The 26406-nt window shown below is 42.3% G+C and carries 26 protein-coding genes; 16 read left to right on the forward strand and 10 right to left on the reverse strand.

The features are described from left to right. Positions 1-87: 87 nt before the first annotated feature. The 6 genes from ulaR (at position 88) to ACED53_RS05490 (ending at position 5306) form a co-directional block, all read left to right on the forward strand. Positions 88-864, forward strand: coding sequence for an HTH-type transcriptional regulator UlaR (gene ulaR / locus ACED53_RS05465; RefSeq protein WP_012603034.1), 777 nt, complete (start codon positions 88-90; stop codon positions 862-864). 424 nt (positions 865-1288) lie between these two features. Beyond that, entirely contained in the window at positions 1289-1501 is a 213-nt protein-coding gene (locus ACED53_RS05470) for a cold-shock protein (protein WP_004735656.1), read from the forward strand. A 636-nt stretch (positions 1502-2137) separates the two neighbouring features. Beyond that, entirely contained in the window at positions 2138-2428 is a 291-nt protein-coding gene (locus ACED53_RS05475) for a helix-turn-helix transcriptional regulator (RefSeq protein WP_017099541.1), read from the forward strand. After that, positions 2418-3728, forward strand: a complete 1311-nt coding sequence (locus ACED53_RS05480) for a type II toxin-antitoxin system HipA family toxin (RefSeq protein ID WP_069591743.1) — start codon at positions 2418-2420, stop codon at positions 3726-3728. Before ACED53_RS05475 ends, ACED53_RS05480 begins: the two co-directional genes overlap by 11 nt. Positions 3729-3785: 57 nt before the next feature. Then, positions 3786-4784, forward strand: a complete 999-nt coding sequence (locus ACED53_RS05485; protein WP_017100829.1) for a YecA family protein — start codon at positions 3786-3788, stop codon at positions 4782-4784. Between the two features lie 312 nt (positions 4785-5096). Beyond that, positions 5097-5306 carry an AlpA family transcriptional regulator gene (locus ACED53_RS05490; protein ID WP_017100828.1) on the forward strand — a complete coding sequence of 70 codons (210 nt, stop codon included), beginning with the start codon at positions 5097-5099 and terminating at the stop codon, positions 5304-5306. A 118-nt stretch (positions 5307-5424) separates the two neighbouring features. On the opposite strand, the gene ACED53_RS05495 is transcribed toward ACED53_RS05490, so the two are convergent. Next, complete coding sequence (locus tag ACED53_RS05495) at positions 5425-6393, reverse strand: hypothetical protein (RefSeq protein ID WP_017100827.1); 969 nt, start codon at positions 6391-6393, stop codon at positions 5425-5427. Between the two features lie 398 nt (positions 6394-6791). Here ACED53_RS05495 and ACED53_RS05500 point away from each other — a divergent pair, with 398 nt between their 5' ends. Then, positions 6792-7454 carry an inovirus Gp2 family protein gene (locus ACED53_RS05500; RefSeq protein WP_017100322.1) on the forward strand — a complete coding sequence of 221 codons (663 nt, stop codon included), beginning with the start codon at positions 6792-6794 and terminating at the stop codon, positions 7452-7454. A gap of 52 nt (positions 7455-7506) precedes the next feature. On the opposite strand, the gene ACED53_RS05505 is transcribed toward ACED53_RS05500, so the two are convergent. The 3 genes from ACED53_RS05505 to ACED53_RS05515 form a co-directional block, all read right to left on the reverse strand. Then, positions 7507-8007, reverse strand: coding sequence for a lecithin retinol acyltransferase family protein (locus tag ACED53_RS05505; RefSeq protein WP_102384262.1), 501 nt, complete (start codon positions 8005-8007; stop codon positions 7507-7509). A 65-nt stretch (positions 8008-8072) separates the two neighbouring features. Beyond that, complete coding sequence (locus tag ACED53_RS05510; RefSeq protein ID WP_017099411.1) at positions 8073-8894, reverse strand: hypothetical protein; 822 nt, start codon at positions 8892-8894, stop codon at positions 8073-8075. Between the two features lie 153 nt (positions 8895-9047). Continuing rightward, complete coding sequence (locus ACED53_RS05515; protein ID WP_017099410.1) at positions 9048-9197, reverse strand: hypothetical protein; 150 nt, start codon at positions 9195-9197, stop codon at positions 9048-9050. A gap of 100 nt (positions 9198-9297) precedes the next feature. Here ACED53_RS05515 and ACED53_RS05520 point away from each other — a divergent pair, with 100 nt between their 5' ends. After that, positions 9298-9522 carry a helix-turn-helix domain-containing protein gene (locus tag ACED53_RS05520; protein WP_240493338.1) on the forward strand — a complete coding sequence of 75 codons (225 nt, stop codon included), beginning with the start codon at positions 9298-9300 and terminating at the stop codon, positions 9520-9522. A gap of 108 nt (positions 9523-9630) precedes the next feature. Here the strand turns inward: ACED53_RS05520 and ACED53_RS05525 are convergent, their stop codons facing one another. The 4 genes from ACED53_RS05525 to radC form a co-directional block, all read right to left on the reverse strand. Then, complete coding sequence (locus ACED53_RS05525) at positions 9631-10191, reverse strand: tyrosine-type recombinase/integrase (RefSeq protein WP_102472968.1); 561 nt, start codon at positions 10189-10191, stop codon at positions 9631-9633. Positions 10192-10377: 186 nt separating this feature from the next. Then, positions 10378-10821, reverse strand: coding sequence for a DUF2787 domain-containing protein (locus tag ACED53_RS05530; RefSeq protein ID WP_017099948.1), 444 nt, complete (start codon positions 10819-10821; stop codon positions 10378-10380). Between the two features lie 27 nt (positions 10822-10848). Continuing rightward, a complete protein-coding gene (locus ACED53_RS05535) occupies positions 10849-11283 on the reverse strand; it encodes a DUF2787 family protein (RefSeq protein ID WP_017099947.1) in 435 nt (144 codons plus the stop codon). Next, on the reverse strand, positions 11280-11756 hold the full coding sequence (gene radC / locus ACED53_RS05540) for a DNA repair protein RadC (protein ID WP_017086157.1): 477 nt from the start codon (positions 11754-11756) through the stop codon (positions 11280-11282). The genes ACED53_RS05535 and radC overlap by 4 nt, the downstream gene beginning before the upstream one ends. A gap of 220 nt (positions 11757-11976) precedes the next feature. Here radC and ACED53_RS05545 point away from each other — a divergent pair, with 220 nt between their 5' ends. The 7 genes from ACED53_RS05545 (at position 11977) to ACED53_RS05575 (ending at position 23036) form a co-directional block, all read left to right on the forward strand. After that, positions 11977-12414 (forward strand): RNase H family protein, encoded by a 438-nt coding sequence (locus tag ACED53_RS05545; protein WP_102579991.1) that lies wholly within the window; start codon positions 11977-11979, stop codon positions 12412-12414. A gap of 163 nt (positions 12415-12577) precedes the next feature. Beyond that, positions 12578-12763, forward strand: coding sequence for an AlpA family phage regulatory protein (locus tag ACED53_RS05550; protein ID WP_017100207.1), 186 nt, complete (start codon positions 12578-12580; stop codon positions 12761-12763). A gap of 288 nt (positions 12764-13051) precedes the next feature. Beyond that, positions 13052-15775 (forward strand): DEAD/DEAH box helicase family protein, encoded by a 2724-nt coding sequence (locus ACED53_RS05555; protein WP_017100206.1) that lies wholly within the window; start codon positions 13052-13054, stop codon positions 15773-15775. A gap of 20 nt (positions 15776-15795) precedes the next feature. Beyond that, complete coding sequence (locus ACED53_RS05560) at positions 15796-18222, forward strand: class I SAM-dependent DNA methyltransferase (RefSeq protein ID WP_017100205.1); 2427 nt, start codon at positions 15796-15798, stop codon at positions 18220-18222. Continuing rightward, entirely contained in the window at positions 18219-20162 is a 1944-nt protein-coding gene (locus ACED53_RS05565; protein WP_017100204.1) for a restriction endonuclease subunit S, read from the forward strand. The genes ACED53_RS05560 and ACED53_RS05565 overlap by 4 nt, the downstream gene beginning before the upstream one ends. Next, the gene (locus ACED53_RS05570; protein WP_017100203.1) at positions 20162-21913 is read left to right on the forward strand and encodes an AAA family ATPase; all 1752 of its coding nucleotides are present in this window, start codon (positions 20162-20164) and stop codon (positions 21911-21913) included. The genes ACED53_RS05565 and ACED53_RS05570 overlap by 1 nt, the downstream gene beginning before the upstream one ends. Continuing rightward, a complete protein-coding gene (locus ACED53_RS05575) occupies positions 21906-23036 on the forward strand; it encodes a hypothetical protein (RefSeq protein WP_371715241.1) in 1131 nt (376 codons plus the stop codon). Before ACED53_RS05570 ends, ACED53_RS05575 begins: the two co-directional genes overlap by 8 nt. A 10-nt stretch (positions 23037-23046) precedes the next feature. On the opposite strand, the gene ACED53_RS05580 is transcribed toward ACED53_RS05575, so the two are convergent. Both ACED53_RS05580 and ACED53_RS05585 read right to left on the reverse strand, forming a co-directional pair. Next, the gene (locus tag ACED53_RS05580; RefSeq protein WP_017100201.1) at positions 23047-24264 is read right to left on the reverse strand and encodes a site-specific integrase; all 1218 of its coding nucleotides are present in this window, start codon (positions 24262-24264) and stop codon (positions 23047-23049) included. Between the two features lie 201 nt (positions 24265-24465). Continuing rightward, positions 24466-25332: a YicC/YloC family endoribonuclease gene (locus tag ACED53_RS05585; protein WP_029225400.1), complete on the reverse strand. Its 867-nt coding sequence runs from the start codon at positions 25330-25332 to the stop codon at positions 24466-24468. Between the two features lie 282 nt (positions 25333-25614). Between ACED53_RS05585 and rph the strand changes: the two genes are divergently transcribed. Then, entirely contained in the window at positions 25615-26331 is a 717-nt protein-coding gene (gene rph, locus ACED53_RS05590; protein WP_017097394.1) for a ribonuclease PH, read from the forward strand. Positions 26332-26406: the final 75 nt, after the last annotated feature.

A 26406-nucleotide genomic window follows, 5' to 3' on the forward strand; every position in this document is an offset into this window, starting at 1 on the left:
AATTCAAAAGAGTTCATTTTGAGAATCTAATTGCTAAAAAGTTCATAATGCGTCAAAATAATTCAAAAGAACTTAATGGTATGAACAATGAATGAAGCTCAGCGTCATAGAAGCTTGTTAGATCATCTAACGAGTCATACGTTTATAACGACAAATGACTATGTGAAGATGTTAGATATCTCTTTATCTACAGCTCGTCGGGACATTACAAAGTTGGCGGAAGAAGGGAGGCTGAAAAAAATCCGTAATGGGGCAGAGGTAATCAATTTTGACTCGTCCCTAGCCGCAACTCATGCACCAAGCAGCTTTATCCCCTGCGAAACAGATATAGAAAGCTATGTAGCGAAAAAGCGAATTGCTAAAGCTGCGGCAGATATGTGTGAAGAACACGACAGTATTATTGTGAGTGGTAGCAATACGACTTTTTTGATGGGAGAGCATTTAGCGCATCGTGATGTGCAAGTTGTGACGAATTTTATGCCATTGGCTTATCAGCTGATTAGTCAAGATCATCAAAGTATCATCATACTTGGTGGTCAATATCTACCCGAACGTCAGATCACTATTTCTCCAGATGAAGAAGCAGCAGATGACCATAAAAGTCGTTTTGTCTTCTTTACGGGTACGGGTGTTACGACAGCTGGTGTGCATACCTCTGATCTATTGGTCTATATGGCAGAGAAAAAGCTGCTGGAGTATGGTGATCGTATTGTGGCTCTGATAGATAGCAGCAAAGTAGGTAAACATGGTGGAAAGTTACTCGCTACCGCTTCTCAGATTGACACATTGATTACAGATGACGGCGCTGACCCTAAGGTGCTTGATGCTTTACGAGAACTTGGTGTGAAGATACAGGTAGTTTAGTTACGTGGAGAGTGCTGTTGCGGCGTTTGTTTTTGCTTTTGTCGTACTCTTGATTCTAGTAGAACATTATTACTGGCCGTGTGTGTGTTGTCCGAACCAAACCGCGGAAGAGTAAATTTCTTCAGATCATAGCTTTGTAAATGAAGTTCAGTGATGTTGTGGGGCTGAATAGAAGTTAATTGAACAAAAAATAGTCATTTTATTCAAATAACGCTTTACAACCTGGTCAGGATCACCAAGAATGTGCTTGCTCTGTTTTCAGGGTTATTAAATGAAACATCCAGTTGTAAAGTAAAACCCTTAGTATTGCTTCATTGTTATTCTCAGTGTTTCCCTTGGCTTCATAGATACATTAAATAATTCAAGCTTTCAGCGCATCGCACTTTTGGCGATTAATTTTTTATTTTTATATAAGGGACACATCATGTCTAACAAAACAAACGGCGTAGTAAAATGGTTTAACGAAGAGAAAGGCTTCGGTTTCCTAACTCAAGACAACGGCGGCGCTGACGTATTCGTACACTTCCGTGCAATCGCTTCTGAAGGTTTCAAGACTCTTAAAGAAGGCCAACAAGTGTCTTTCGAAGTAGAGCAAGGCCAAAAAGGTCTTCAAGCTGCAAACGTTGTAGCTCTATAAGATTTTAAGTCGACGCAGGTTGCATTAGCAACTTGCGTCACTTTCTCTCTCAAACCAGTTTTCCTTCTGTTTTACCGTAACACTCTTCTCCACTTGCAATACCTCCTCTAAATATTAAAAATCCTTTTGTACACCTGATCCGTTCTATCTATCGCTGTATCTATTTATTGTGCCAAGTACATCTCCTGCGTAATAGTCTACTCACTTAGTCATCCGGATTGTCATTATTGTATCCATAAAAAAAGCCCCTAAAACTAGGAGCTTATCTTGATCTAATCAACACTGATTCAGCTAGTGGCTATCCACAGTGTGTTACTGACGAACTGTTATTCAATGTTCTGGATCTGAATGTCGATTGAGGTATTAAAGTAATTTAAAAACAGAGACTTGTGGTTTTAATTGGCTCTTAATCTTATTGCTGACCACCAATTTAACCACCAGCGGTTCACTTCCTAGATACGAGCCTATTAGGCTATGAATTACCTTACCTCAACCCCTTGCTTGACGCAAAGTATCAGCTTTGAGTATCTCTTCTACAGTTATGTGATAGTTATTCATATCTTTATGGATACTATAGTATCCATAAATCACAAAATAACACTATAATAGACATTATTGTATCCATAAAGGCTGTGTATGAACTTTTCACTTTTAGATGATACCGATGTAAGCCAAGCTTTTGCTACTCATATGAGAGGCTTACGCAAACAAGCGAAGCTATCGCGAGAGGCACTAGCCCAGCGCAGTTGCGTACCTGCTTCAACCATAAAAAAGTTTGAACTCACCGGACAAATATCATTTCGTCAGCTGCTGCTTTTGTGGCAGTCGTTGGATTCACTAGACCGACTTTATCAACTGACACAAACAACGGCTGACCGCAGTGCTTTACCGACCAGTATAGAAGAGGTGCTTAAAGATGAGCTTTAAATCCATTCAAAAGTTGAATGTGGAGCGCACTCTCACAACAGGCGAAACGGTATCTGTGGGTATATTAGCGCAAAACCGTCAGGGTGTTTTCTTTCAGTACGATGAAGGTTATCTAAGCACGTTTGGCAATTTATCCCCTTTTACACTTCAAGGAGATGTGCGATTACAGCAAGCACCGAAAGGACCACACCAAGGCATTCACGGTGTTTTTGGTGATAGTCTTCCCGATGGTTGGGGTTTGTTATTGCAAGATCGTGTATTCCGCCAACAAGGTATTTTGCCAGCACAAGTAACAGCAATGGACAGGCTGGCTTTTGTTGGCCAGCAAGGAATGGGGGCATTGTCTTTTACCCCTGTATCAGAGCTCTCATTAGAAAATCGTTCAGATATTGATTTGGAAACACTAGGATTGGAAGCACAAACCTTGTTTGACCAGGCTCTATCTGACGATTTAGATGGTAGCACTCAGCAAGTGTTAGCAACCTTGGTAGCCGTAGGTAGCTCCGGCGGTGCTCGACCTAAAGCGCAAATTTATATGCCTGCTGGCGATGCGACGCAATGCCGCACCTATGCACAGCCTGGCGATGAAGCATGGTTAGTTAAGTTTACTTCGAAGAACTTGGCACTGGGCCATGAAGAAGGTTTGTGTGAAGCCGTTTATTTGCAAATGGCTGAGCAGGCAAAATGTCAGCCGCCGATGTGGCAGTTAATTGAAGCACCTACAAGTAGCGGTGCTAAAGCATGGCTTGCGTTAAAGCGTTTTGACTATTTACCCGCGCAGGAGAAGGCTGGGCGTTTACATATGCACAGTGCTTGCGGCTTATTGGATGCTGATTTTCGAAGCCCGAGCTTAGACTACAGCGACCTGATTAAGGCCAGTCGTCAACTGTGTAAATCACCCGCTGCCGGGCAACTTCAGTTTCGCCGCGCAATGTTTAACTTGTTTGCTGCTAACCAAGACGATCACAGTAAAAACTGGGGCTTTTTACAAGCCGATGATGGCAGTTGGCAACTCGCACCATTTTACGATGTAACGTTTAGCCCTCACCCTTTTAACGAGCATGCGACTGCTTTTGCCGGGTACGGAAAAACGCCACCACTCAAAGTGATGCAAAAGCTAGCGGCTAGTGCAGGCTTTGCTAATTGGAAGGAAGCACAGCAATGCATTCAAGAGGTCGTTGATGCCATTAGTCAGTTTAGGCAGCTTGCTGAGCAACACGGTGTGAGTAAGACTACTGTGTTAGCCATAGAAAAAACACTCGCAGAGCGTAAGCAAGAAAATGCGGCACTTATAGCTTGAGATGGTGTTGGTTTGAGGTGATGTAGCATTAAGAAAAATAAGACGAGTAGATAAAACATGAAACCAGGTCGAAATGAACCTTGCCCTTGTGGAAGTGGTAAAAAGTACAAACGTTGTTGCATGAACACTATTTTTAAGCAACATGCATCAATGTTGGATGATATTGAGCAAGTTGCTTCAATGAACCCTAATTTGTCTTTAGAAGAACTTAATATCGTTGCAGAGCAAAAAATGAAGGCGGCTAATGATCGGCCACATCTTGATTTTTGTGGCCTTTCGCCAACACAAATGAGCAATTGGTTATATGCGCCTTTCAGTGAGTTGAAAGGGGTACTAATACACACGCCAGATAACCTAATAACCAGTCCAGTGATGCGTTATTTAGCATTGATATTAGAGGAAGGCATGCAAGGCGACGGCTCGTTTAAAGCCACCAGTAAAGGTAACTTGCCGACAAAAATTGTTAAGCAGGCTAGTAAGTTATTGCCAGAGTTTGCAGTATCTCAATTTGAACGACATATCAGCATCAGTGAATATGCAGGCAGTAACGAAGATAAGTTTAATGCCCTACATTACAGCCGAGTGCTGGCAGAGATCGCAGGTATCATCTATCGCAGAAGTGGCCATTATCATGTTAAAAAAACAGCTCAAAAGCAGTACCTAACGCACGGTATTCAAGCGTTCTTTATCCCTATGCTCGAAGCTGCAACCTCTCAGTACAATTGGGGTTACCTAGATGGATGGGAGCACGATATTGATCTAAGAACCTTCTGGCTATTTATGCTGTGGCGCTTGCAAAGTCATGGCGATACAAAGCAGTTGATTGAAGAGGTAATGACCGCATTCCCAGACTTACTGCTGAAATGCCCTGAAGATGAGTACTCGTCCCCAAGTCAGCTACTAGGCACAATGATTGAATCGCGCTTTATTAAACGCTTCCTGGAGTTTTGGGGCTTTGTGACGGTTGCGCCAATGAGGCATGTTAATGAGCTTAGAGCGTCGGATAAAGTAGAAGTGCAGCCATTGATGAAGCAAGTTTTCCAATTCGATGTTTAGCGTGAATTAGAAGCTCAGGGTTAGGCCTTTCAGCTTGAGAGTTTGCCAGGTTGTTTCGAGAATGAGAGTAATCGTACATAGGTTTATTTGTTTGATGACTGCTTCATAACATCAATGAATCAAGTTGTTTTAGTCTAGTTTTAGCTTTCAAGCTTATGATAAGTATAAATTTAAATTTGCTTGATCGTTGCTTGATCGTTGCTTGATAGCTTTCTTAGACTTGGCTTTGTATATAGCTTGCGCGAACCTATAAGTAAAACCAATACAGATATATTTCATCTTCCTGGATAAACCGACAACCAGGAGAATATGATGGAAATTATTCAAAGCCGCAGTGACCGCTTTCTTCGACTAAACGATGTGATGGAAACAACGACACTCTGCCGTAGCAGTATTTACAACCTGATTAAAGCTGGCGATTTCCCTAGTAACTACACCATTATGGGCAAGCGAAAAGCCTGGCTAGAAAGTGAAGTGCAAGCATGGTTGCTAGCGAGAGTCAGTGCTTCTTGTTTGAGGTAGTAGCTAGATAAGAACCATCGCTAATCTATAGTTGTTTAGCGATGGTTTTCCATGACTCATATGGTGCATTTATGGGAGCTATTTAATGTCGTGATTCTAAAGTTTAGCTATAAAGAAATCACCTCAATTTTTCATATCTGTCATCAATGAGCTTTTTGATCACATCGCTAATATTCGAATCATCCTGCTCCACCAGCCATGTCAGCCGAGTTTTAGTACGGTCTGTCATAGAAACACTGTAAGGGCGTTTGCCTTTTGTTTTTTCTCGAAACTTCTTCTGATTCCAAGAGGCTTTCATTTTCCTGATGGTTAGTTCTGTTTCCAATGGATACATCAATAGGTGATAGTCAAAATATGCGACTAGTGCATGATAGCTTTCACTTTCTGATATGGGGTCCCAAGGTAAAGAAAATCTGATTGTGTTCTTAGACAGATAGTCAATGCATGACTCAATCTGGTTAGGGTTCTTCTGGTCAAACCATTTGACTAACTTACGATGATGCTGTGAGGAGTAGCACATTTGCCAAAGATCATTAACTAAGTTAATCAAGTACTCTTGGCTCTCTAGATTGATGTTACTTCTTAGAAATATCTCTCTTATCAATTGGTATCTTGATTTAAATTCTGTAAGGGATCTCAAGCTGTCACGTGGGATATTTAACTTCAATGGAATAGGGTTTCTCTGATAATCTCGAGCTCTTGGCAAACGTCGCATATTTCTATTGTGGAAGGGGGAAAAATTATACTTATCTTCGTCTGATTTTTCTCTACGTGAGTTTTGTAGTAAAAAAGTCAGAACAAACCCGCACATTCTATAGCTTGTCTTTAGATGTGAAAAATCGTCATCATGTAACCGTTCAGCGTGAAAGAAATTATTCTCAATTTCTTTCAATGGTACTTCCGCATGAATTTGCTTTTCTATCTTTTCAACAGATTCATTTAGGACTTTGTTAGCTCTCTTTAGCGTTTTACAGTCATCAATTAAGTTTTTTATTCCTCCTTCACTTTCGTACCTGCTATCTAGTTCTAATGCATAGAACATAGCTTCTATCCACGAGTTAACATGTAACAACTCTTCTGTATCCACTTAGTAAACCCTTAAAATTACATATGTTTTTATAATGTTTTTATTGTGATTTAATGTCAAATAACATTTAATTTAATATTGATTACACAGTAATTTTTTAGTGTTTTGTTGTTGTTTATTTTTTTTATGAGATATTGAGCTATCAAGGATTAAAGCGATTTTTTCCCTTGGAAGGGAATAACTTGAGAGTGAATTTCATACTTTGTGCGACAGGTGGGGTGTTGTCAGAACTGGTTTGTGACCTAGTAACAAGCCAATTTTAAGTGACGGTATGGTTAGTATATGTAGGTAAAGGAACCACCTCGGAGGGTTATACCTACCTTAAGTAGGTTAGGTCATAAGGTAAAAAAATATGTGAGAAGAGAATCCTGTAGATGAACAACACAGGAATCAATCTCATGAAGAAATCTACCTACCAAGGACTACCAACATTAGGCTCATCCTATGAGCTTAATAACGATTACCTAGAAGTTATCCGTGTACCAATGGATAATGCTATGGATGAATACCCGAGGGTTTTTGCTATTAGGTTTGACCTTCGTCAACCCAAAGGTGATTTGATTGACTGTCTTAGCCGTGATGAAATCTTGGGTAATGATGCTTTAGGCATTCAACGTACAGATTTAGCTACTCGATTTGTTCAGTCGTTCAAGGCCAAAATTAAGGCGCATGAACGAAGGTGTCACCGAAAAGGGGTAAGAGTGTATCCTTGTACCGTTAGGTTCGTGTGGGTTAGAGAGCGTGATAAATCGGAACATGACCACTATCACTTTGTCTTATTCCTGAATGAAGATCGTTTTGGGAGGCTGGGCAATACTACAAGAGCAGGCTCTCTAGCATGGACTATCACTAGTGCTTGGGCCAGTGCATTGAATTGTGATGTTGGCACTATCCGCCGTCTTGTACACTTCCCTGACAATGCTTGTTATCTCCTAGATCGAAAGAGCAATGATATTATTCAAGAATTTAAAGACTTATTTCATAGGCTTAGCTATTTTGCCAAGTATGCCACGAAGCATTATGATGAAGGTCATCGCTGTATAGGCCGAAGTAACCGTTAGATGTAACTAGGGTATTTAGAATGCAAAAAAAAATAAAGGGGAGTGAATCCCCTTAACCTTTGTGACGATGTTGTAAGTCCCATACACGCCACTGACTGGCTTGAATGTGCGCACAAGCGTCACGTTTAAGCTGAGTCAATGTGAAGGTGCTTGAGAACATGTCACCGTCTAGACAGTAGCTACAGAACTGATGGCAGTTTTCATTTAGCAGGGAATAGTCTGTTTGTATACCTAGCATGGCTTCTGCCATTTGAGCACAAGACTCACTCCCAACGGCACTGCCTTGTGCATTGCAACTGATATAAATGGAAATGGCTGTGGTGTCTGCTAGAAACTGACGAATCGATACGGCTTCGATAAGACCTTCCCTATTGCGATGGATGATATGTCCATCTCCCACGTAGACACCTGAATGTTCAGCAGAGCCAAATGCGAGATCGCAATACACAATGCTGCCTCTTTCTGGAGCCTGAGTCGTATGAAAGAGATTGTCGGCAAGACTTCTCCCTAATTGAGTTAGCCCTAGGGCTCCTAGTACTTTTAGTGGATTCATTATGAGCCTGTAATAAAAAAGCCCTGAGTTCTGATCTCAGGGCTTATGGTATGAACGTGAAACTTTTATTGGATTTGGCATTTCAGATCGTTGAGGTAGATAAGATCATCACTGCCAAAGTTAAGCCGCTGGCTCCAGTGTTTCAGTGTTTGTTTTAATAGATAGTACGTTTCAGCTTGCTGGTCTTTGTATAGAAGGTTTAAAGACTTAAATAGGTCAAACTCGCAGCTTAATGTTTTATCATCAGAAAATTGAGCAGAGAAGCCATTGTATAGAAAGTGACTTTGCTCCTTATCATCAACACTCCATTGGTAAATCTCATTGACGCTTACAGGGGTGATAAATTGAGAGCGACGATCTTCTAGTTGAGCGAGAGCTCCATCAATTCCGTCTGGATACTTTTCTTGTAACTCTTGCTGAGCTCGCTTGCTTCTTTCTAAAAGGTTTTCGAAGCGTTTCTTATCAAAGTATCCCGTTGCTTCATCATATTGCTCTTGATAGCTGGCTTGGCTATCAGCTAGCTTTTTGATTTTCTTGTATTCACTTGAATTTCTCTGAGCGAGTTTGTCTGCACTCTTGTTCAGTTCAGCCGCTAATAGGTTGGAGAACTTTTGTGAAGGTATATCCATATTACAACGGTATTCAATCACTGTTCTGTCACGATGATCTTCAAATGTTTGCCATTCGACCTCATTACACACCTTACGATGATTGAAGGCTTGGTTGATGGTCAGTGACGGCTCATATTGAGTCAGTTGATTTTCTCCGTTTATATAGCTGAAAGGCTCTAGCTGTAGAGAGTCGGCTACATTGTCACCGCAGCCGAAGAGTAAAAGTGTAGTGGTAAGAACGCTGATTGAAGTAACGGTACGAATTGGTACTGACATTGTTTTATCCTTAAATGAAGGAGTGGCTGATTCCCCCTAATAGCTGACTATCGTTTTAGTTTTCCTTATCCCATAGTCAGTAGCAGGTGATTTATTACTCGGTTAATTTACAAGGAGGAGGAAGTTGCGGTGATGGTGGGTTTGATGCTTCTTTTAATCAGCAACGACTTTATAAAGAATCCAGGCCAAAATAGGATCAATTACCAGTCCGAGTAAAAGCCACCAACCAAAGCTGCGACCATTACTCTTCGCGTACAGCGCCAGTATAAAAGCGAAAAAGATCCATAAAAGCACTAAAATCATAATTTATTCTCCTTTTTGAATTGCTTGCACCGATACGGGTGCCATTTGGATAGTACATTAAACATAATCTACCTGCACCCATAATGGTGCAGGTGTGTTTGTGAATAAGATTGAGAAAAACATTACTGGAAATCAAATCCGCAATATCAGATTGTCTCAGCAGCTTTCTCAGCAAGATGTTGAACGAATGTGTAGTCTCAAAGGGTTTGAGATGACAAGAAGCAAATTAGCGAAGGTTGAGTCTGGCATGGTCCGTGTGACGGATGAGATGCTAAAGAATCTTGCGGACATACTGAATGTTGGTGTCGAAGAGTTCTTCTATTAATCTCTGGTCTAGCAATGAATGACTTACTTAATATTGCGGTTTCAATAACCTCTGAGCTCAATGTTTATAAGGGATCTTCGCTCCCGCCCCCTCACGAAATGTTCACTCTTAAAGTTCAAGAGAAACAAAGTCTTGATCGACTTCATCTTGAGTGATACCGATATAGCGAAGCGTCACGCCTTCAGAAGTATGGCGAAGCATTTTCATGACACGGCCTATATCCTTTGTGGATTGGTAAAGAAAGTAGCCTCGCGTCTTTCTCATCGAGTGAGTACCTAAAGCGATATTCAGCTCTTGGCCTACTTGCTGAAATGCCATTGACACAGCGCGTCGCGAGATTGGCTGGGGTGGTTTGTTTTTCAGCTGTTGGCATCGGTGGGATTGAAACAAGTAAACGTGGTCGGGATGTTGCTCTCTCAATCTAGCAATGTACTGCTGCGCTTTGGTATTGAGTTGAATGTTGGCCAGCTTGCCAGTTTTACTTTCACGAATAATAAGTCGGTCCTGATGAATGTCTTCAAATCGAATCGATAACAAATCAGAAATCCTCAGTGCTAGGTTTAATCCGATATGCCACACATCGGCCATTTGTGGATGACAACGAATACTCAATAGATGACCAACCATACGTATGGTGTCATCGTCTTTGATTGCTTGGACCTCAGCCATAATCTGCTTCCTTTTTTGTCTGTACAAGGGTGTTTTGGGAAGCACAGAGCCGACGATATTAAAGAACCCTTATACTGCAAGGGATGAAAGCTTCCCGTTTTAACAATATGGGAAGCAGGCTCGTTTTGGCTCTGTGCTAGTGGTTGTGTTGAATGTTTGTGAGGCGTGGGACATGGGTTGATGTGTCTAACTACACTCGACTTGGATTTGATCGTAGGCGTCCATCGACATATAGCTAAGAAAGTTTCCTTCCCATAGCTCGTAGAGTTCCGTCATCGTTGGTAAGCGAATGCTTTGCCATCCCGAATAACGTGAAAAGACCACTGAGTTTCCGATATCAAAATCAATATCTCTATCTAGCTCTGGGTAAGCACCACCGCAATAACTGAAGTCGGTGATGTAAAGGATGGTGTAGTGATTCTCTGAAACCTGACTTAAAGCAATTTCAACAGGATGATAACCACCATTTTCAGCGCTGTAGCTTTTATCTCTAAAGTTAACAATGATGATCTGCTTCCCACGGCTGTCGGAGTGTTGGCTAAGTACATGGTTTAAGCTGCTATGAAGCTTTTGAGAAATAGGTAAGCATGAAGGACTGAAAGTAACGGTTGATGATTGAGAATTTGACATAGTCGATCCTTGTTTTTAAATATGAGATTACTTGATGGTCGTTGCAGCGAAGTAATCAAAGCTTTGCTGGTGGAAGGTATTGGTTAACGCGTTTTGCCAAGAATGAAAGAGTTCGATGACTTGTGGCTGATTGAGGTCGCATCGCTCGATATCTGGTTGATAGAACCATTGATGGCTGAAGTTGAAATACAGCTCTACTTCCAACTGTTCATCCTCATCGGAAGGAAAAGCAAAGCTGGTCATCGTCGCAATTTTCCAAGTTCCTTCTGGAGACTCTCTGAACAAGTGCACTTCCAATGGATGTGGACCTGATCTATGCGTTAGGTAGGGTGAGTGTCTAAAGTTAAGGGCAATACGTTCAGTAGTCTCAGGAATAGTGCACAAACTAATAGACGCTTCTAGATAGCTTAGAAGCAGTTGTGATAATGATGCGTAGCGACAAGGCAATAAGACGGTCTTCATACCCACCCCTTTTCTGCAAATGACACACAATTCTCACCCACAACGATGTGGTCCAATACTCGGATATCCACCAGCGTTAGTGCATCCACTAGCCTCCGCGTAATGCGTCTATCAGCCTGAGAGGGCTCGGCAATGCCTGAAGGATGGTTGTGAGCAAAAACCACCGCAGCAGCATTGTGGTTTAGTGCAGCCTTGAGTACTTCACGTGGATAGATAGAGGCCGCATCAATGGTGCCAAAGAACAGTTCTTCAAAACTGATCAACTGATGTTGGTTATCAAGAAACATCACAGCAAATACTTCGCGGTCGTGAGCCCCTAACTTCAGCTTTAAGTACTCTTTAACATTCGTGGGGTTAGTGAAGGTGCCTTCTCGTTTGTACTTTGCAGCCAGTGCTTCGGCTGCACGTTCTAGCAGTTCATTCAACTCTGAGGTTTTAAATGGGTAGTCGTGTTGGTTGTTAGAGTTACGCATAAGAGCTCCTTGGATCATCTGTTTGGTTATGCGTACTGATGAAATATATCTGAGAGCGTTTTGAATCGGGGAGTGAAGAGGAAGAATTTCCAGAGACAGGTAAAAAATAACTCACTTACCGTTGTTATGTAGCAATCGCAATAAAGCGACGGATTAACATTCAATACAACAGAGCGGTGCAAAATTTGTATCGGCTGTTTAGTCTCTGGAGAGTATACAAATGAACAAAGAAATTTATGTAGAAACAGCCTCCGCGGAGAAGCGAAGAGGACTGCTCTCTGCTGGGGTAGGGCTGGTTGTATTCGATGACTATGAAAGAATAGCGGGTGAAGACTGGCTGCTCCTTGATAGCATCATAGACCGTAATTACGCAGACTTATCAGCACTTGCTTTTGGGCTGGAGCGTGCTTGTGATGGCGATATTATTTATTCAAGCAGTGACTATTGCGTTGATGGTTTTAATGAGTGGCTTGATGGTTGGAAACGTCGAAATTGGCGTAAAGCAAATAAAAAACCGATAGCTCATCAAGATCTTTGGGAGCTAGTGGATAAACGAAGTACAGATAAACAAGTTGAGGTGAGAAAAGTCGCGGCTTGTTCCGCAGGAAAAGATGCGGCGTATAGATACGCTCTTGCAGCAGCGAATGGTCAGTTGTAATGATAAGGAATCACTTGTTGGCAAAGCCAACAAGTGATTCATATTTGCGTGTTCTTATAAAGAGGAATGTTTAGCTACACCCTCACCGTAGGCGAGCTAGGGAAAAGTAAAAAATAACGCTGTGGCCTTTGTTATGAATTGAACTACATAACAAGGTTTCAAAATGAAATTTCTTAAATTACAACAAGTCATGGACAAAACAACACTTTGCCGTAGCAGCATTTACAACCTAATCAAAGCGGGTGATTTCCCTAAAAACGTGACAGTAATGGGTAAGCGTAAAGCTTGGCTGGAAAGTGAGGTAGAAGATTGGATGATGGAAAAGATGCAAGTATCTGAACTAGATTAAGGTTTAAAATATAAACATATAAAACAATAGTTACGTAAATACAGACCAACGCATTGTTACTTTCTCAATTTTTCCATATTCTCTCAGCTAACGATAAAACAATAGTAGATGAGCACCATCAGATTCTTAACTCTAAAAGGGGTAGCTGCTTATCGAAAGCTGGCAGAGAGAATTGCTTACTGACATGCCCGTGAAGACAAGCTAGTAGGTTTTCAGTTGTGGTTCTTGGATATTTAAACGTATGGATAGAGAAAATTCATATAACTGAAAAACAAGGTTAGTTGACGAATGACGAAGTCAGAAGCTCAAACACGCACTGAATTAATAGATCATCAATTAGCTTATGCTGGTTGGTCTAAATCTAGATTAGCGCTGCTTGAGGAGTATATATTTGAGGGGGATAATGGAAGTTACGACAAAGTAAATAAGCAATTTTCTGACTATGTCCTTTTAGGCTCAGATGGAAATCCTATTGCAATAGTCGAGGCCCAAAAGTCGTCCCGTGATGAGTTTGCTGGAAAACGACAGGCTTCAGACTATGCAGATTTGATAAAAACCAAATTCGGTTCCGATCCATTTATATTTCTTACCAATGGCAGAGAGATCCAATTCTGGGATCGAGTACGATATGCACCTAGAAAAATATCAGGCTTTTATACTCGTGATGATTTAGAACGCTTATGTCATCAACGTCAGTATTCACAACCACTGAGTAGTATTTCGATTAACGCTGATATTGCAGGACGTGACTATCAAAATGAAGCAATTCGTTGTGTTACAGAGGGAGTCGATGAAGCTAAGCGTAAATTCTTGCTGGTAATGGCTACAGGTACTGGTAAAACACGAACAACAATTGCTCTAGTAGATACTCTACTTCGCTCCAAACGAATCCAGCGAGTACTTTTTCTGGCGGACCGACGAGAGCTTGTACGTCAAGCTATGTCGGAGTTTAAAATGCATCTGACAAACGAAAGCTTGGCTCGAATTGAGCTTGGTGCAACTTCGGGAGCACGCATCCAGTTTTCAACTTACCCTAGTATGATGCAGGTATATTCACGTCTGTCTGTTGGTTATTACGACATGATAGTGGCAGACGAAAGCCATCGCTCTATATATCATCGTTATAAGGCAATATTTGACCATTTTGACACTATACAGCTGGGGCTGACAGCAACTCCAACTGATTATATTGATCACAATACCTTTGAGTTATTCGATTGTGAAAATGGCGCTCCTAGTTATTACTATAGCTATGAACAAGCCATAGCCGATAAGAATCTTGTGCACTACCGTGTATTGGATGCACAAACAAATTTCCAATTGAAAGGTATTCAGGGTGATGAGCTGCCCGAGCGACTAAAACAGATGGCATCAGATCAAGATGTAGACTTAGATGAACTCAACTTTGATGGCAGCGATATAGAGAAAGGTATTGTCAACCAAGGTACTAATGATGCAATGATTCGAGAATTCATGGATAAATGCCGTAGAGATATTCGTGGTTTGCCTCATAAATCAATTATATTCGCAGTGAGTCATGCTCATGCAAAACGTCTTTACGAGGCGTTTAATCGCCTTTATCCAGAGTTACAACGTCAGGGTGTCGCGGAAATTATAGATAGTCATATGGAACGTGCAGATTCCACACTGAATGATTTCAAATTTCGGTCTATGCCACGAGTAGCCATCTCGGTCGATATGCTGGATACGGGGGTTGATGTTCCCTCTATACAAAATCTCATCTTTGCTAAACCCGTTTTTAGCAAGGTTAAATTTTGGCAGATGATTGGACGCGGAACTCGTCTTTATACCGACAAATCCACAGGCGTAATTAAAAAAGATTTTCTCATTATTGATCATTGGAAAAATTTTGCTTACTTCAAACTAAAACCAGATGGCGAGGTTGATCATCTTAGTGAACCGCTTCCTGTTCGTCTGTTTCGGTTGCGTTTAGAAAAATGGCATTTGTTGCATTCTCAGCAACTTAATAGCGCTGCTGTCATTGGCGACCTACTTGATATGATAGAAGCACTTCCTCGGCAGAGCATTAATGTTCGACCGCAAAGGAGTAAACTTGATGCGCTTCAGAATCTGTGGCCAAATCCAAGCCACGAGGTAATTGAATACCTTTCAAAAACCATTGCACCGTTAATGTGCCTAGCGCCAATGGCTGGTTTGGATGAACTTCAGTTTCGAATTTGGTGTGAACGTCTTGTTATTGCCTGGCTCAAAGGTGATACAGCAGATCAAGAAAAAGTCCGCGAGCGTATTCTGGGAGCTATTAAAACCCTTGCTGATAATGTGCCAGAAGTTCAAAAAATAGCCGAGCAACGTACTTGGGTTCTGAGCGAAGGCTTCTGGCAACATATAGACTTAGATCGTTTGGTAAATCTTCAATCTCTTTTTGCCACGTTAATGCGTTATCGCACCAGTACTCCAAGTAAAGCAGTGGAAATAAATCTGCCAGACAGCATTTCTCAACGTACTTGGATTATTTACGGCCCAACAGGTGAAGGTGCATTTGCTGAAAGTTATCGTGAAAAAATCGAGGCTATGGTTAAAGGTTTGGTAGACCAGCTACCGGAATTAGCAAAACTCAAGCAAGGTAAGCATCTAAATGACTCGGAGCTTGAGCGAATCAGTATTACACTCCTTCACTCGGATCTATTTGTAACGGAAGACACATTGCGAAAAGCGTTTGAAGCCCCTAGAGCGTCCTTAGCTGACTTTCTGAGGCATATACTTTGCCAAAATATATGCCTACCCAATAGAGAGCAGCGCATTAATGAAGCTTTTGATACCTTTATCGCTGAACATGGCTATTTGCGTGCCAATCAACTTAATTTTATGCGCGCAGTAAAAACGGCAGTATTACACCACGGGCGTATCACCCGAGCTTCGCTCAGCGAACCACCTCTTTCACGGGCTGGACGCGTAGAGGCACTCTTTCCACCTCAAAATATTGAAGAATTAATCAACCTCACCAATCACTTGTTGGATGAAGCGGTTTAATAACGAATAAGGCAAATTAAATGCTAGCACCACACATAAAGAAAAAAGTCGATGAACTCTGGAACCGTTTTTGGGCGGCAGGACTTACTAACCCATTAGTTGCCGTCGAACAAATTACTTATCTTCTTTTCTTAAAGAGACTAGAAGATATCGATCTCAAACGTCAACAACGTGGTTTTACATCGATTTATGCGGGTAATGAGACCTGTAAGTGGAGCTACATACGCCAAGAAAAGACCAACCCATCGCATCTTATTGATAACGTATTCCCTTGGTTACGTGAACTTGATAAATATTTCAATAGTAATATTTCAGATGGCACAGAATTGACCAGTCTAAATAATCGTATGGCTGATGCTTATTTTCAACTCGATCCTAACAAAGGCAAAGTCCTATCGGATACAATTGACTCCATTGACCAACTTTTTGCCCGTGCTGGTGATGGTTCAGCTGCGCAAGATATTATGGGTGATACCTTTGAGTATTTGCTTAGCGAAGTGGCAACCGCTGGGAAAAACGGTCAATTCCGCACCCCGCGTCATCTAATTCGATTCATAGTGGAACTGCTTGACCCAGAGCCTGGTCAGCGACTTGTAGATCCTGCAGCTGGGACGGGAGGCTTTTTGTTTAGTGCCCAGCAGTATTTAATGCGTAAATATTCCACACAAGACAATCTAGTTTTAGAATGGGATGGCACCCCCCATCGCACCGATGGTGCGGCGGGCACGCCGGATCAATACACAACTATTCATGATGGTAAAAATTTTGTCGGTTTAGATAACGATCGCACTATGGCACGCATCGGCTGGATGAACCTCATCTTACACGACGTTACGGATCCACACCTATTGCAAGGGGACTCCCTCAGCAAGCGTGAAGGAAAGAAAAACCTTAAAGAATTGCTTGAGCCTGAAACTTATAACTTTGTATTCGCTAACCCCCCTTTCACTGGCACCGTTGATAGCGATGATTTGGAGTCAGATTCCGTACTTTTTCCTCGCGTGGGGGGAGGTGGAAAGAAAAAAGATGATGCAGTTACCAATAAAAGCGAACTGCTCTTTTTATGGTTGATGTTAGATCTATTGGATATAGGTGGTCGCTGTGCGGTCATCATCCCAGAAGGTGTTTTATTTGGTAATACTGATGCCCATTTACGCTTACGCCGCGAGCTATTAGTAGAGCACGTTGTCGAAGGTGTTATCTCACTTCCCGGTGGCGTGTTTCAACCTTATACGGGCGTCAAGACGTCGATATTAATTTTTAGGAAAGTAACCCGCAGAGACGAGAAGCAAACGCTGCCGAGTAATGCAGCCCCCCTCAGCGAGTACGTTTGGTTTTATGAAGTTGATGAAGACGGCTATTCCAAAGATGCTAAACGAAATATGCGCCCAGGACAGCAAAATGATCTATGGGATGCATTGGTTAAATTCAAAGCTTGGATCGAACAGGGGCGTTCCGGTGCAAAACAGCATAAGAACGTACTTTTCCAGCCGTCCTTTTATACCGAGCGATGGCGCCAGGCTTTGTTGCGTGACACAGCCGATAAACTAACTCCAGCAGGAGAAGCTTTCACCTCATTATCAGACACTGACATGTGGGATGGACAGGTATGGGCTATTCACGAACTGTTCCCAGAACTACCCGCAGACCCCAAAGAAGCCGAAAGGCAAGTCTGTAACACTGTCAGTAAAGCTTTAGAGGGGTTGGCACATCGTTATTTTAGGGGAAAGTTGAATGATTCAGGTAAGCTTGGCTCTGAAAAAACTCTCAGTGAGTGGCAAAAAGCTACCAAATCAGCACAGCAGGCATTTAATCGCAGCGCACGAGAGCTATACAAACTCTTTGAGCCAGAAGATAGTGCAGCTTTGCCACTTTGGAAAGAGATTGTTAAAGACACCCTTAATTTACCCCTGAGCTTCTACGAACACATTATCGGCGATGCACCAAATCTCCAAATTTCCAAGTCGGATATCGTCAATGATCTGGGTGCTGAAATGCTGCCGATTGCTCGTGAGCTGGCGAAGGTTGATGGTTTTGATGTCACTCTACGTAGTTTAGACATTGACCAACAAACAGAGTTAAAAGACACCAAACATTGGATTGTTCCAGTAAGATCATGGGCAGTCAATGAGGAATGGCAAAGCGAGGATGGTAAGGTTGTAGGTTCACACGATGCAGATGGGCTTGTTCGTCATGTCTATGTCGAGACTATCTTAGCTGAAGGTCTTTACGATAAGAAAGGCAAACTTAAAGACGACTTGCTAGAGCCCGATTGTATTGAAGCACGTGATTGGAACCTCTCCGCAGGGCAATATAAACCGTTTGATTTTACCCAACTAAAAAGTGACAAAAGCGTTGTTGAGTTAATCGGTGAGCTAAAGGATACCGAGCAAGAGATCATTAAAGGCTTAGATAAATTACTAGCCATGGTGGAGGGGCAGGAATGAGTTTTCCTGAATCATGGGTGCAAACGACTGTAGGAACGGTGGTTTTAGATATTCAACCTGGCTTCGCCCAAAAGCCAGGTGAGAAAGGTGAAGGTACAACACAACAAATTCGTACACATAACATCACTCCGGGAGGGGCAATCACCCTAGAGGGTATAAAGCACGTAACTGCGAGTGACAAAGAAGCAGCTCGCTACTCTCTATCTATTGGTGATGTTGTTTTTAATAATACCAACAGCGAAGAGTGGGTAGGTAAATCGGCTGTATTTGATCAAGTAGGTGAGTTTGTATTTTCTAATCACATGACACGTTTGCGAGTAAATCCGGAGTTGGTTATTCCTGACTATCTCGCCAGTTATCTACATTTTTTGTGGTCCATGGGCTATTCAAAAACACGCGCAAAGCGATGGGTTAGCCAAGCAGGAATTGAAAGCAATGCACTTGCGTCTTTCAAACTACCACTTCCAGTAAATTCAGAACAACAGCGTATTGTTCAGGTTCTGCAACAAACTGATTTGATCGCCAAATCAAAACGATCAACCAACGACAAGATTGATCAATTAATAAGAACAGTGTATTGGGAGTATTTTGGTGACTGGTACCAAGATGATGGCCTCGTTGATCCAATAAGAATTCAGGATTGCGTAGCTGACTCTCAATACGGTGTATCAGAAGCAATGGAAGAAACTGGTACACACGCGGTATTACGAATGAACAGCATCACTACGAGTGGCTGGATAGATTTATCTAATTTGAAATACGCCAGCCTATCTGAAAAGGACATTCAGGCGACTGAACTCATGAATGGTGATCTTCTATTTAATAGAACAAATTCTAAAGAGCTAGTTGGAAAGTGTGCACTTTGGCGGCCAGTAAATGGCCAATTTAGTTACGCCTCATACCTTGTTCGATTACGCCTAAAACCTGAAATGTTGCCTGAATATCTCTGGGCTACATTGAATAGCACTTATGGTAAATATCGCCTATTTAATTCGGCTAAACAAGCGGTGAGTATGGCTAACGTAAGTCCTACTGATTTAGGCCGAATTACAGTTCCGTTGCCTCCTTTAGAATTGCAGGAAAAATTCGCGAAATTCGTGGGTACTATAGAAGAATTACGCAATCAAATGATTGCAAGAATGGAAAGTTTTTCGGATTTAAGCAATTTAGTTTTGGAGCAAGCATTGATTGGTGGCTTAACGAGCCGCTGGCGCGGTGAGCATGCACAAGAACTTGCTGACGAAGCACGTAAGCGAAACGAATTGTTTCACGAGCAAGGTGCGAAAATTGTTAATACCAGCGCCAATACTTTACCCACGCATAAAATTCAGGATGAAACCTCAACACGAAAAACTCAGAACCGACTACAAGCTGAACTCAGCGAGTTTCAATGCAAAGTATTGACTTCGTTTACAGAGTATTGCCAAGCTAGTGGGCAGCCATTGATAGTCGAAGATCATGAAGTATTTACACGGTTTTTGGATGATGATTCGGTATTCGAACGCTTACAGGTGTTTGGACATTCGCTTGGTAATCGTGTTCGTCGGACACTAAGTCAACTTGCAGCGTTAGGACTAATTGCCAAAATTTCGTTACCTAAACAAAGTACAGAAACTGGTGAGCTCGAATATTTGAAAGCATTTCGCCCATTGCGTGTCGAAGAATTTACCCGTATGTCAGACGCGCAACAATTGCGTAAAGCACTTTCAAGTAGTGAAGAAAATACGCTTTATTTTCAAGTTTATCTTGATTACGAAACCTCTTCCAAGGCTGGTGCTGATGGTATGTTCCAGGTTATATCTGTTATGGATGATAACGATAAGGACATGACGGACCTAATCGACCAAGGCCAGCATTACGCATCGCTTGAAGATCTGAAACGTGATATTGCTAATGAACTTGGTGTAAGTGGAAACTTGATTAAACTGGGGGTGGTATAATGCGTTTACGTTACTTACACCTCAAAAACTACCCACCAATTACAGATATCAAAGTTTGCTTTGCTAGCGGTTCTCCACTTGATCGTGAGTGTGCGATTCGCTTTGTGGTTGGTGTTAATGGCAGTGGTAAATCCAACTTATTACGTGCAGTGGCAGAGATATTTTTAGCCCTGTCTGATTTACGTGTACTAGCATTCCCTGTCAGCCTGGTATATGAACTTGGGGTTCGCGGTAAACCCAATCATCGAACTTTGCTATTGCATTATCCTGGCGGGCGAAAAAAGGCCAGCCTGTGGATTCGTGAACGTTTCTTTTTTGAAGACCAAACAAAACAAGATACTTTTGATACTTTATTTAAACAACTCAATGAAGCTGGTAAACCACATGAATCTGCGTTTACCCCTCTGATTGAACCAGGCAACTGGCCGTTGCGGGATAGTACGCCACCTCAAATTGCTTTACCGACTGCAGTGCTTGCTTACACTACTGGTGACTTACGCCCGTGGCATTCGGTTTGGAACCGCAATCAAGACGCTGCAGACTTTTTAGAAAGTGGCGAAGAAGTATTAAGCGACGAGCGGCCTGCAGGCTGGACGATAGAACAAGAGAAAAACTTTCAACTATCTCAACAGAGCTCTGAAGACAGCACTCACAAGCAATTGGGAAGCTTCAGGGCTAACATTGCACGGTTCCGACGGCCTATTTTGTTGGATGCCACATTGCTAAAATGCGCCTTATTAGCCGTAGCACTTACTCAAGCTTATAAGTTACAAAATAAAGCCCAAAACCCACTACAGTCACTGCTCTCACGTGGTGGTTGGCATCACCTAGTTTCCGTAGCGTTCCGCTCCCGACTTCAGACAGATAGTTGGAGCGAATCTTTGTGCAAGACTGCTCACGATTGGTGGTTATGTGCAAGTGATGTAGTTTCTGAGCCGCACCCACTTGAGCAACGTCGCACGCTGTTCTTTGATATAAAGAATGCCTTCAATAACCAAGAGTTGTCATTTATTTCTACCTCACAGAACGAATTGAAAAATAGTAACTCCCATGGTGAAGCGTTGTTAAGTTTGCTGGGTAGCGGTGTGGGCGAAAATACGAATGCATTTGATGTGTTTACCCGCTTGTTAGAACTCAAGCAAGTTGGTTTGTTTGAAGATGTTTTACTGCGTTTACGTCGTAATGCTACCCCAAATCATAATGATGGCGACACCGGTGATGATATTGGTATTTTACGTTATGAGGAGCTTTCAGATGGTGAGCAAATGGTTCTTGGGCGAATGGCATTGTTCCATTTATTTCAAGATCAGCAAGATTCCCTTTTATTATTAGATGAGCCTGAAACGCACTTTAATGATAAATGGAAACGAGAAATCGTCGATATAATTGATGATGCCATAGGTCAAACTTCAAATGATGTTCTGATTTCAACACACTCCGCTATTGTTCTTTCTGATGTATTTAATAATGAAATTGTTATGGTACGTAAAACTGGAAAAGGATCTTTTGTTACCCCAGTCAACGACCCCACTTTCGCCACTGATCCCAGTACATTGATGATGACGGTGTTTGGAGCCGAAGACAGTATTGGAAAACGCGCACAAGAATATATTGAGGAAAAACTGAATCAAGTAACGGGCACGGCAAAAGAAATCTCAGACCTTGAAAACCTAATATCTCGGATGGGCTCAGGCTTTTATCGCAGCGAATTGCGCACCTTGCTAAATACATGGCGAGGTGAAAATGCTTAAACCTATTCATAGAGTTCCTTGTTCCCCTGCGCTGGCTGCTTGCCAACAATTAATGCAAAAGTTTGCACTTTGGCTTTGTGACCCTGCGACTACATCGAACAGTTTAACTAAACAAAGTTTGCAGCCTCCCGTTCTACCTAGTGCTATAGAAGCAAATTGGTTGTGGACTTTTCTTCAACGCACGGAAAAAGAAATTACTCTATTAGAACGAGCGCGATCTGTTGCGAATATGTCTGTTCAGAATAAGACAACATTGACTAATTGGATAAATTCAGTTGTATTACTTCAAAATCAATTTTCAGTAGTGCCTGTGCCTGTGCCTGTGCCTGTGCCTGTGCCTGTGCCTTGGCCAACAACTAGGCCAATTCCCATCACAGAATGGAAAGCATTTAAAGTTTTATTGGAGGCTTTTTATGAAAAAGGATTTCGTAGCGGGTTACCTTTTTTACATGATGGTACGCCAACAGTAGAAAGGGGAGTAACATATGCCAACTATGTAGAGAATTTTCGCACTACCCATCGAATAAACCAACATCCCGACGCTTACGAGATTTGCGTACTATGCGGTGATAGACTTGGTGACACTCCACATGTTGATCATTGGATTGTTAAAAGCGCTTTTCCTCTATTAAGTATGTGCCAGGACAACCTCACACTTATTTGTAGCGTATGTAATGAATCGCCGAACAAAGGAGATAAACCAGTCCATACTGGAGACAGCTTCGCAGATTGGTTTCATCCGTACTTGCGACCAGGAAGTGGTTCGTTGCAGCTTACCTACGATCTACTCTCATTCTCAGTAAAATGCACAACAGTAGATATAACTGATCAATCTAAAGCAGATAATTTAGATTCGCTATTGAATTTATCAAGCCGTTGGACGAGAGAATTCAAGGCGAAATATGCCTCTCACCAGGATACTTTAAGAAGGAGAGAGCAAAAAAAAATAAAGAGTGCGCAACATCGACATACTCAATTAGATATTCAAGCTTATGTTACCCAATGGAAAGATGACCTGAATGTAGGGGAGCCGCAATATGAAGTTCTCAACACCCTAGCCGAAGCATTGTTGGAACCTAATAGACTATCAGCTTGGCACTCTGAGCTAAGCTCACTAACATAATTTCTTTACTTCAAGTGACCGAAGCTACTTTTTTAGATAAGAGATAAATAGCCGTTCGTCTTTCTTCCAAATAATCATACTGGTCATAAATACCTTCAACACCCTTTAATTTGTGATTCAAGCATCTCTCGGCCACATGGCCGGGAGTGCCTTGTTTTGCCAGTAGCGTACGGCAAGTGCGGCGTAGGTCATGTACAGTAAAGTGCGGCATGTCGCCCATCAAGTTAGGCGGTTGCTTCTTCTTACCAGCTTCATGTCCAAATAGCTTAGTAATCGCTCTATTGAGCGTGTCCGGGCCCATGTGAGGACTCTTGCTGGCTCGTCGGCTAGGTAACACGTACTCAGAACCAAAACCTCTTACCTTTAATTCCTCAAGCCACTCCAACACTTCTGGTGCTAATGGAATAGTAAAACCCACATTGGTTTTACTACGCTCCTTTGGTAAGTGCCATAAACCATTCTCTAGCTCAAACTCTTCCCATTTAGCTTCACACAATTCAGATTTACGCACACCTAAACAAACCAATAATGCACAAGCTAGGTAGTTATCGCGGCTAAAGTTAGTGCTGTTCTCTCTAGCGATACTAAAGAACTGTTTTAATTCATCTTCAGTCAAGAAACGATCTTTACTTTGTTCTATGCCGCCAGCATCCCTCACAGTAAATGCAGAGGCCGGATTACCTTGAAGAAGGTCCAGCTTCATCCCGTGATTAAATAACTGTTTACAGTGACCTAGAGCATCATTGGCTATAGTCGGGCGACCAGAGTCATTAATCGCAGTGATTGTTGTGCGAATATCACGTGCGGTAATCTTATCGAGAGGGATGTCACCTATGTGTGGTGCTATATCTTTAGTGTAAACACGTTTGGGGATATTAGGGTGTTTAAGGCGCTTAACTAAGGTGGGGTACCAATCTTCGAATAAGTCATTAACGGTTTTAATGCTTTCCTGTTCGGCACGTTTGCGTTGTATGAGGGGATCAAAGCCTTCTCTCACTTGTTTCATTTTAGTGGCGGCTTCGAGGCGAGCGTTAGATAAGGAAAGGTCATTGACCTTACCAAGCGTCATTTCACGGCGCTTTTTATTAGAGGTAAAGCGTAGCATCCAGCTTGCAGTACCTGACGCTGGAACCACTAGGTATAAGCCTTCACCATCAGCATGGCGTTGTGTTCTCTCGCCACCAGCCTTAATGAGCGCTTCTACTTTCTTTACGGACAACTTAGCCATAACTCACCTCTAATCGTACCTGATCTTGGTGAATACTTTCTTACCCACCACCTATCTTGATGGTAAGTCTATCATACCCACCACATTAACCACCAGTTGGTGGTGGTTAATAGTGTATTAAAGAATACAGTGGTGGAAAGTATTTTTATCTAAGTTGTTGTATTTTAATGATGTAATTGCAGTTGAATACAACTGCAATTATTATTCAATATTCTGGATCTGCTCACGCATCTGTTCGATAAGAACTTTAAGCTCAACGCCCGATGCTGTGATGTCTGTGCTGATAGACTTAGATGCTAGCGTGTTTGATTCACGGTTGAACTCTTGCATCATGAAGTCAAGTTTACGGCCACAAGCGCCGCCTTTCTTCAATACTACATTCGCTTCTTTCACGTGAGAGTCTAGGCGGTCTAGTTCTTCTGCTACGTCTGACTTCTGAGCCAGTAGGATCAGCTCTTGCTCAACACGAGAACCTTCAAGTTCAATCTTCGCATCTTCAAATTTGGTAAGAAGACGCTCACGTTGCCATTCTAGGATCTCAGGCATGCGTGCACGAACTTTAACGACTTCTTCAGTGATTGCATCTAAACGCTGAACGATGAGCGCTTTCATGTTTTCGCCTTCACGAGCACGAGCGTCAATGAACTCTGCGATTGCATCGTTGAATGCTTCAAGTAGATCTTTGTTGATGGCATCCATGTCTTGCTCTGGCGTTTCCATTACGCCAGGCCAGTTCATGATTTGGAATGGGTTCAGACGGCTGTCTTCACCTGTCATCGTCATTACTTGGTTAGCAGCACTGATTACTTGCTGAGCCAAACCTTCGTTAATGCTTAGCTCGCCTTTCGCTGCTGGGTTTGCTTCAAAACGTAGGTTACATTCAACCTTGCCGCGAGCTAGACGCTTACGGAAACGCTCACGTAAGATTGGCTCTAAACCACGGAACTGTTCAGGCATACGGAAGTAAGTTTCTAGGTAGCGTTGGTTTACACTACGGATTTCCCATACTGCTGTACCCCAATCGCCTTTTACTTCTTTGCGCGCGTACGCGGTCATACTATAAATCATCGAATTTTCCTGTCTTTTATCATTCTGAAAATAACGCGCACGCATAGTATCACGATATGGTGTGCTCCCGAAGCTTGTCGATTTTCCGTTATAAATAGCCTTTACGGTAAGTATCTTTGAGTCGTAAGTCGCTTTAAGTAGTAGGCCACTTTGAATGGTAAATAGATTTGAAAGATAAACTGCTATATAATCTTGCCCCAATCAAAACTGTCTCACCCCTTTCTTAGGTGATGCACTCTTTCGATAGTAAATCACTTCAGACTGTTAATAAGGTAGATACCAATGCGTCCAAATGACCGCGCTGTAGATCAAATTCGTCCAATTAAAATTACTCGTAACTACACTGCTTATGCTGAAGGTTCTGTATTAGTTGAGTTCGGCAACACTAAAGTTCTATGTAATGCGACGGTAGAAGAAAACGTACCGCGTTGGTTGAAAGGCCAAGGAAAGGGTTGGGTAACGGCTGAATACGGCATGCTTCCACGTGCGACGCACACTCGTAACCGTCGTGAAGCGGCGAGCGGTAAGCAAGGTGGTCGTACGATGGAAATCCAACGTCTGATCGCGCGTAGCCTACGTGCTGTTGTTGATCTGAAAGTAATGGGTGAAATCATGATCACTGTCGATTGTGATGTTATCCAAGCTGACGGCGGTACTCGTACTGCTTCTATTTCAGGTGCAAGCGTTGCAATGGCTGATGCTATCAACAGCTTACTAGCAAGCGGTAAACTGAAAAAGAACCCAATGAAAGGCCACGTAGCGGCAGTTTCAGTGGGCATCGTTGGTGCACAAGCACTGTGTGACCTTGAGTACGTTGAAGACTCAGCAGCCGATACCGACATGAACGTTGTAATGACGGAAGACGGTAAGATGATTGAGATTCAAGGCACCGCAGAAGGCGAACCGTTCAGTCACGAAGAGCTGATGCAGCTTTTAGCTCTGGCGAATAAGGGCATTACTGATATCGTCGAAGCGCAGAAGTCGGCGTTAGCAGAATAGTTTTTAATAGCTCCCAATTTGGGGGCTATTTTTTTGTCTGTAAAACTCGAAAGGGTAGTGCAGAGCGTAAGTTAA

The organism is Vibrio sp. 1F169, assembly GCF_041439605.1.
In the GTDB taxonomy this organism is placed as follows: Bacteria; Pseudomonadota; Gammaproteobacteria; order Enterobacterales; family Vibrionaceae; genus Vibrio; species Vibrio tasmaniensis_A.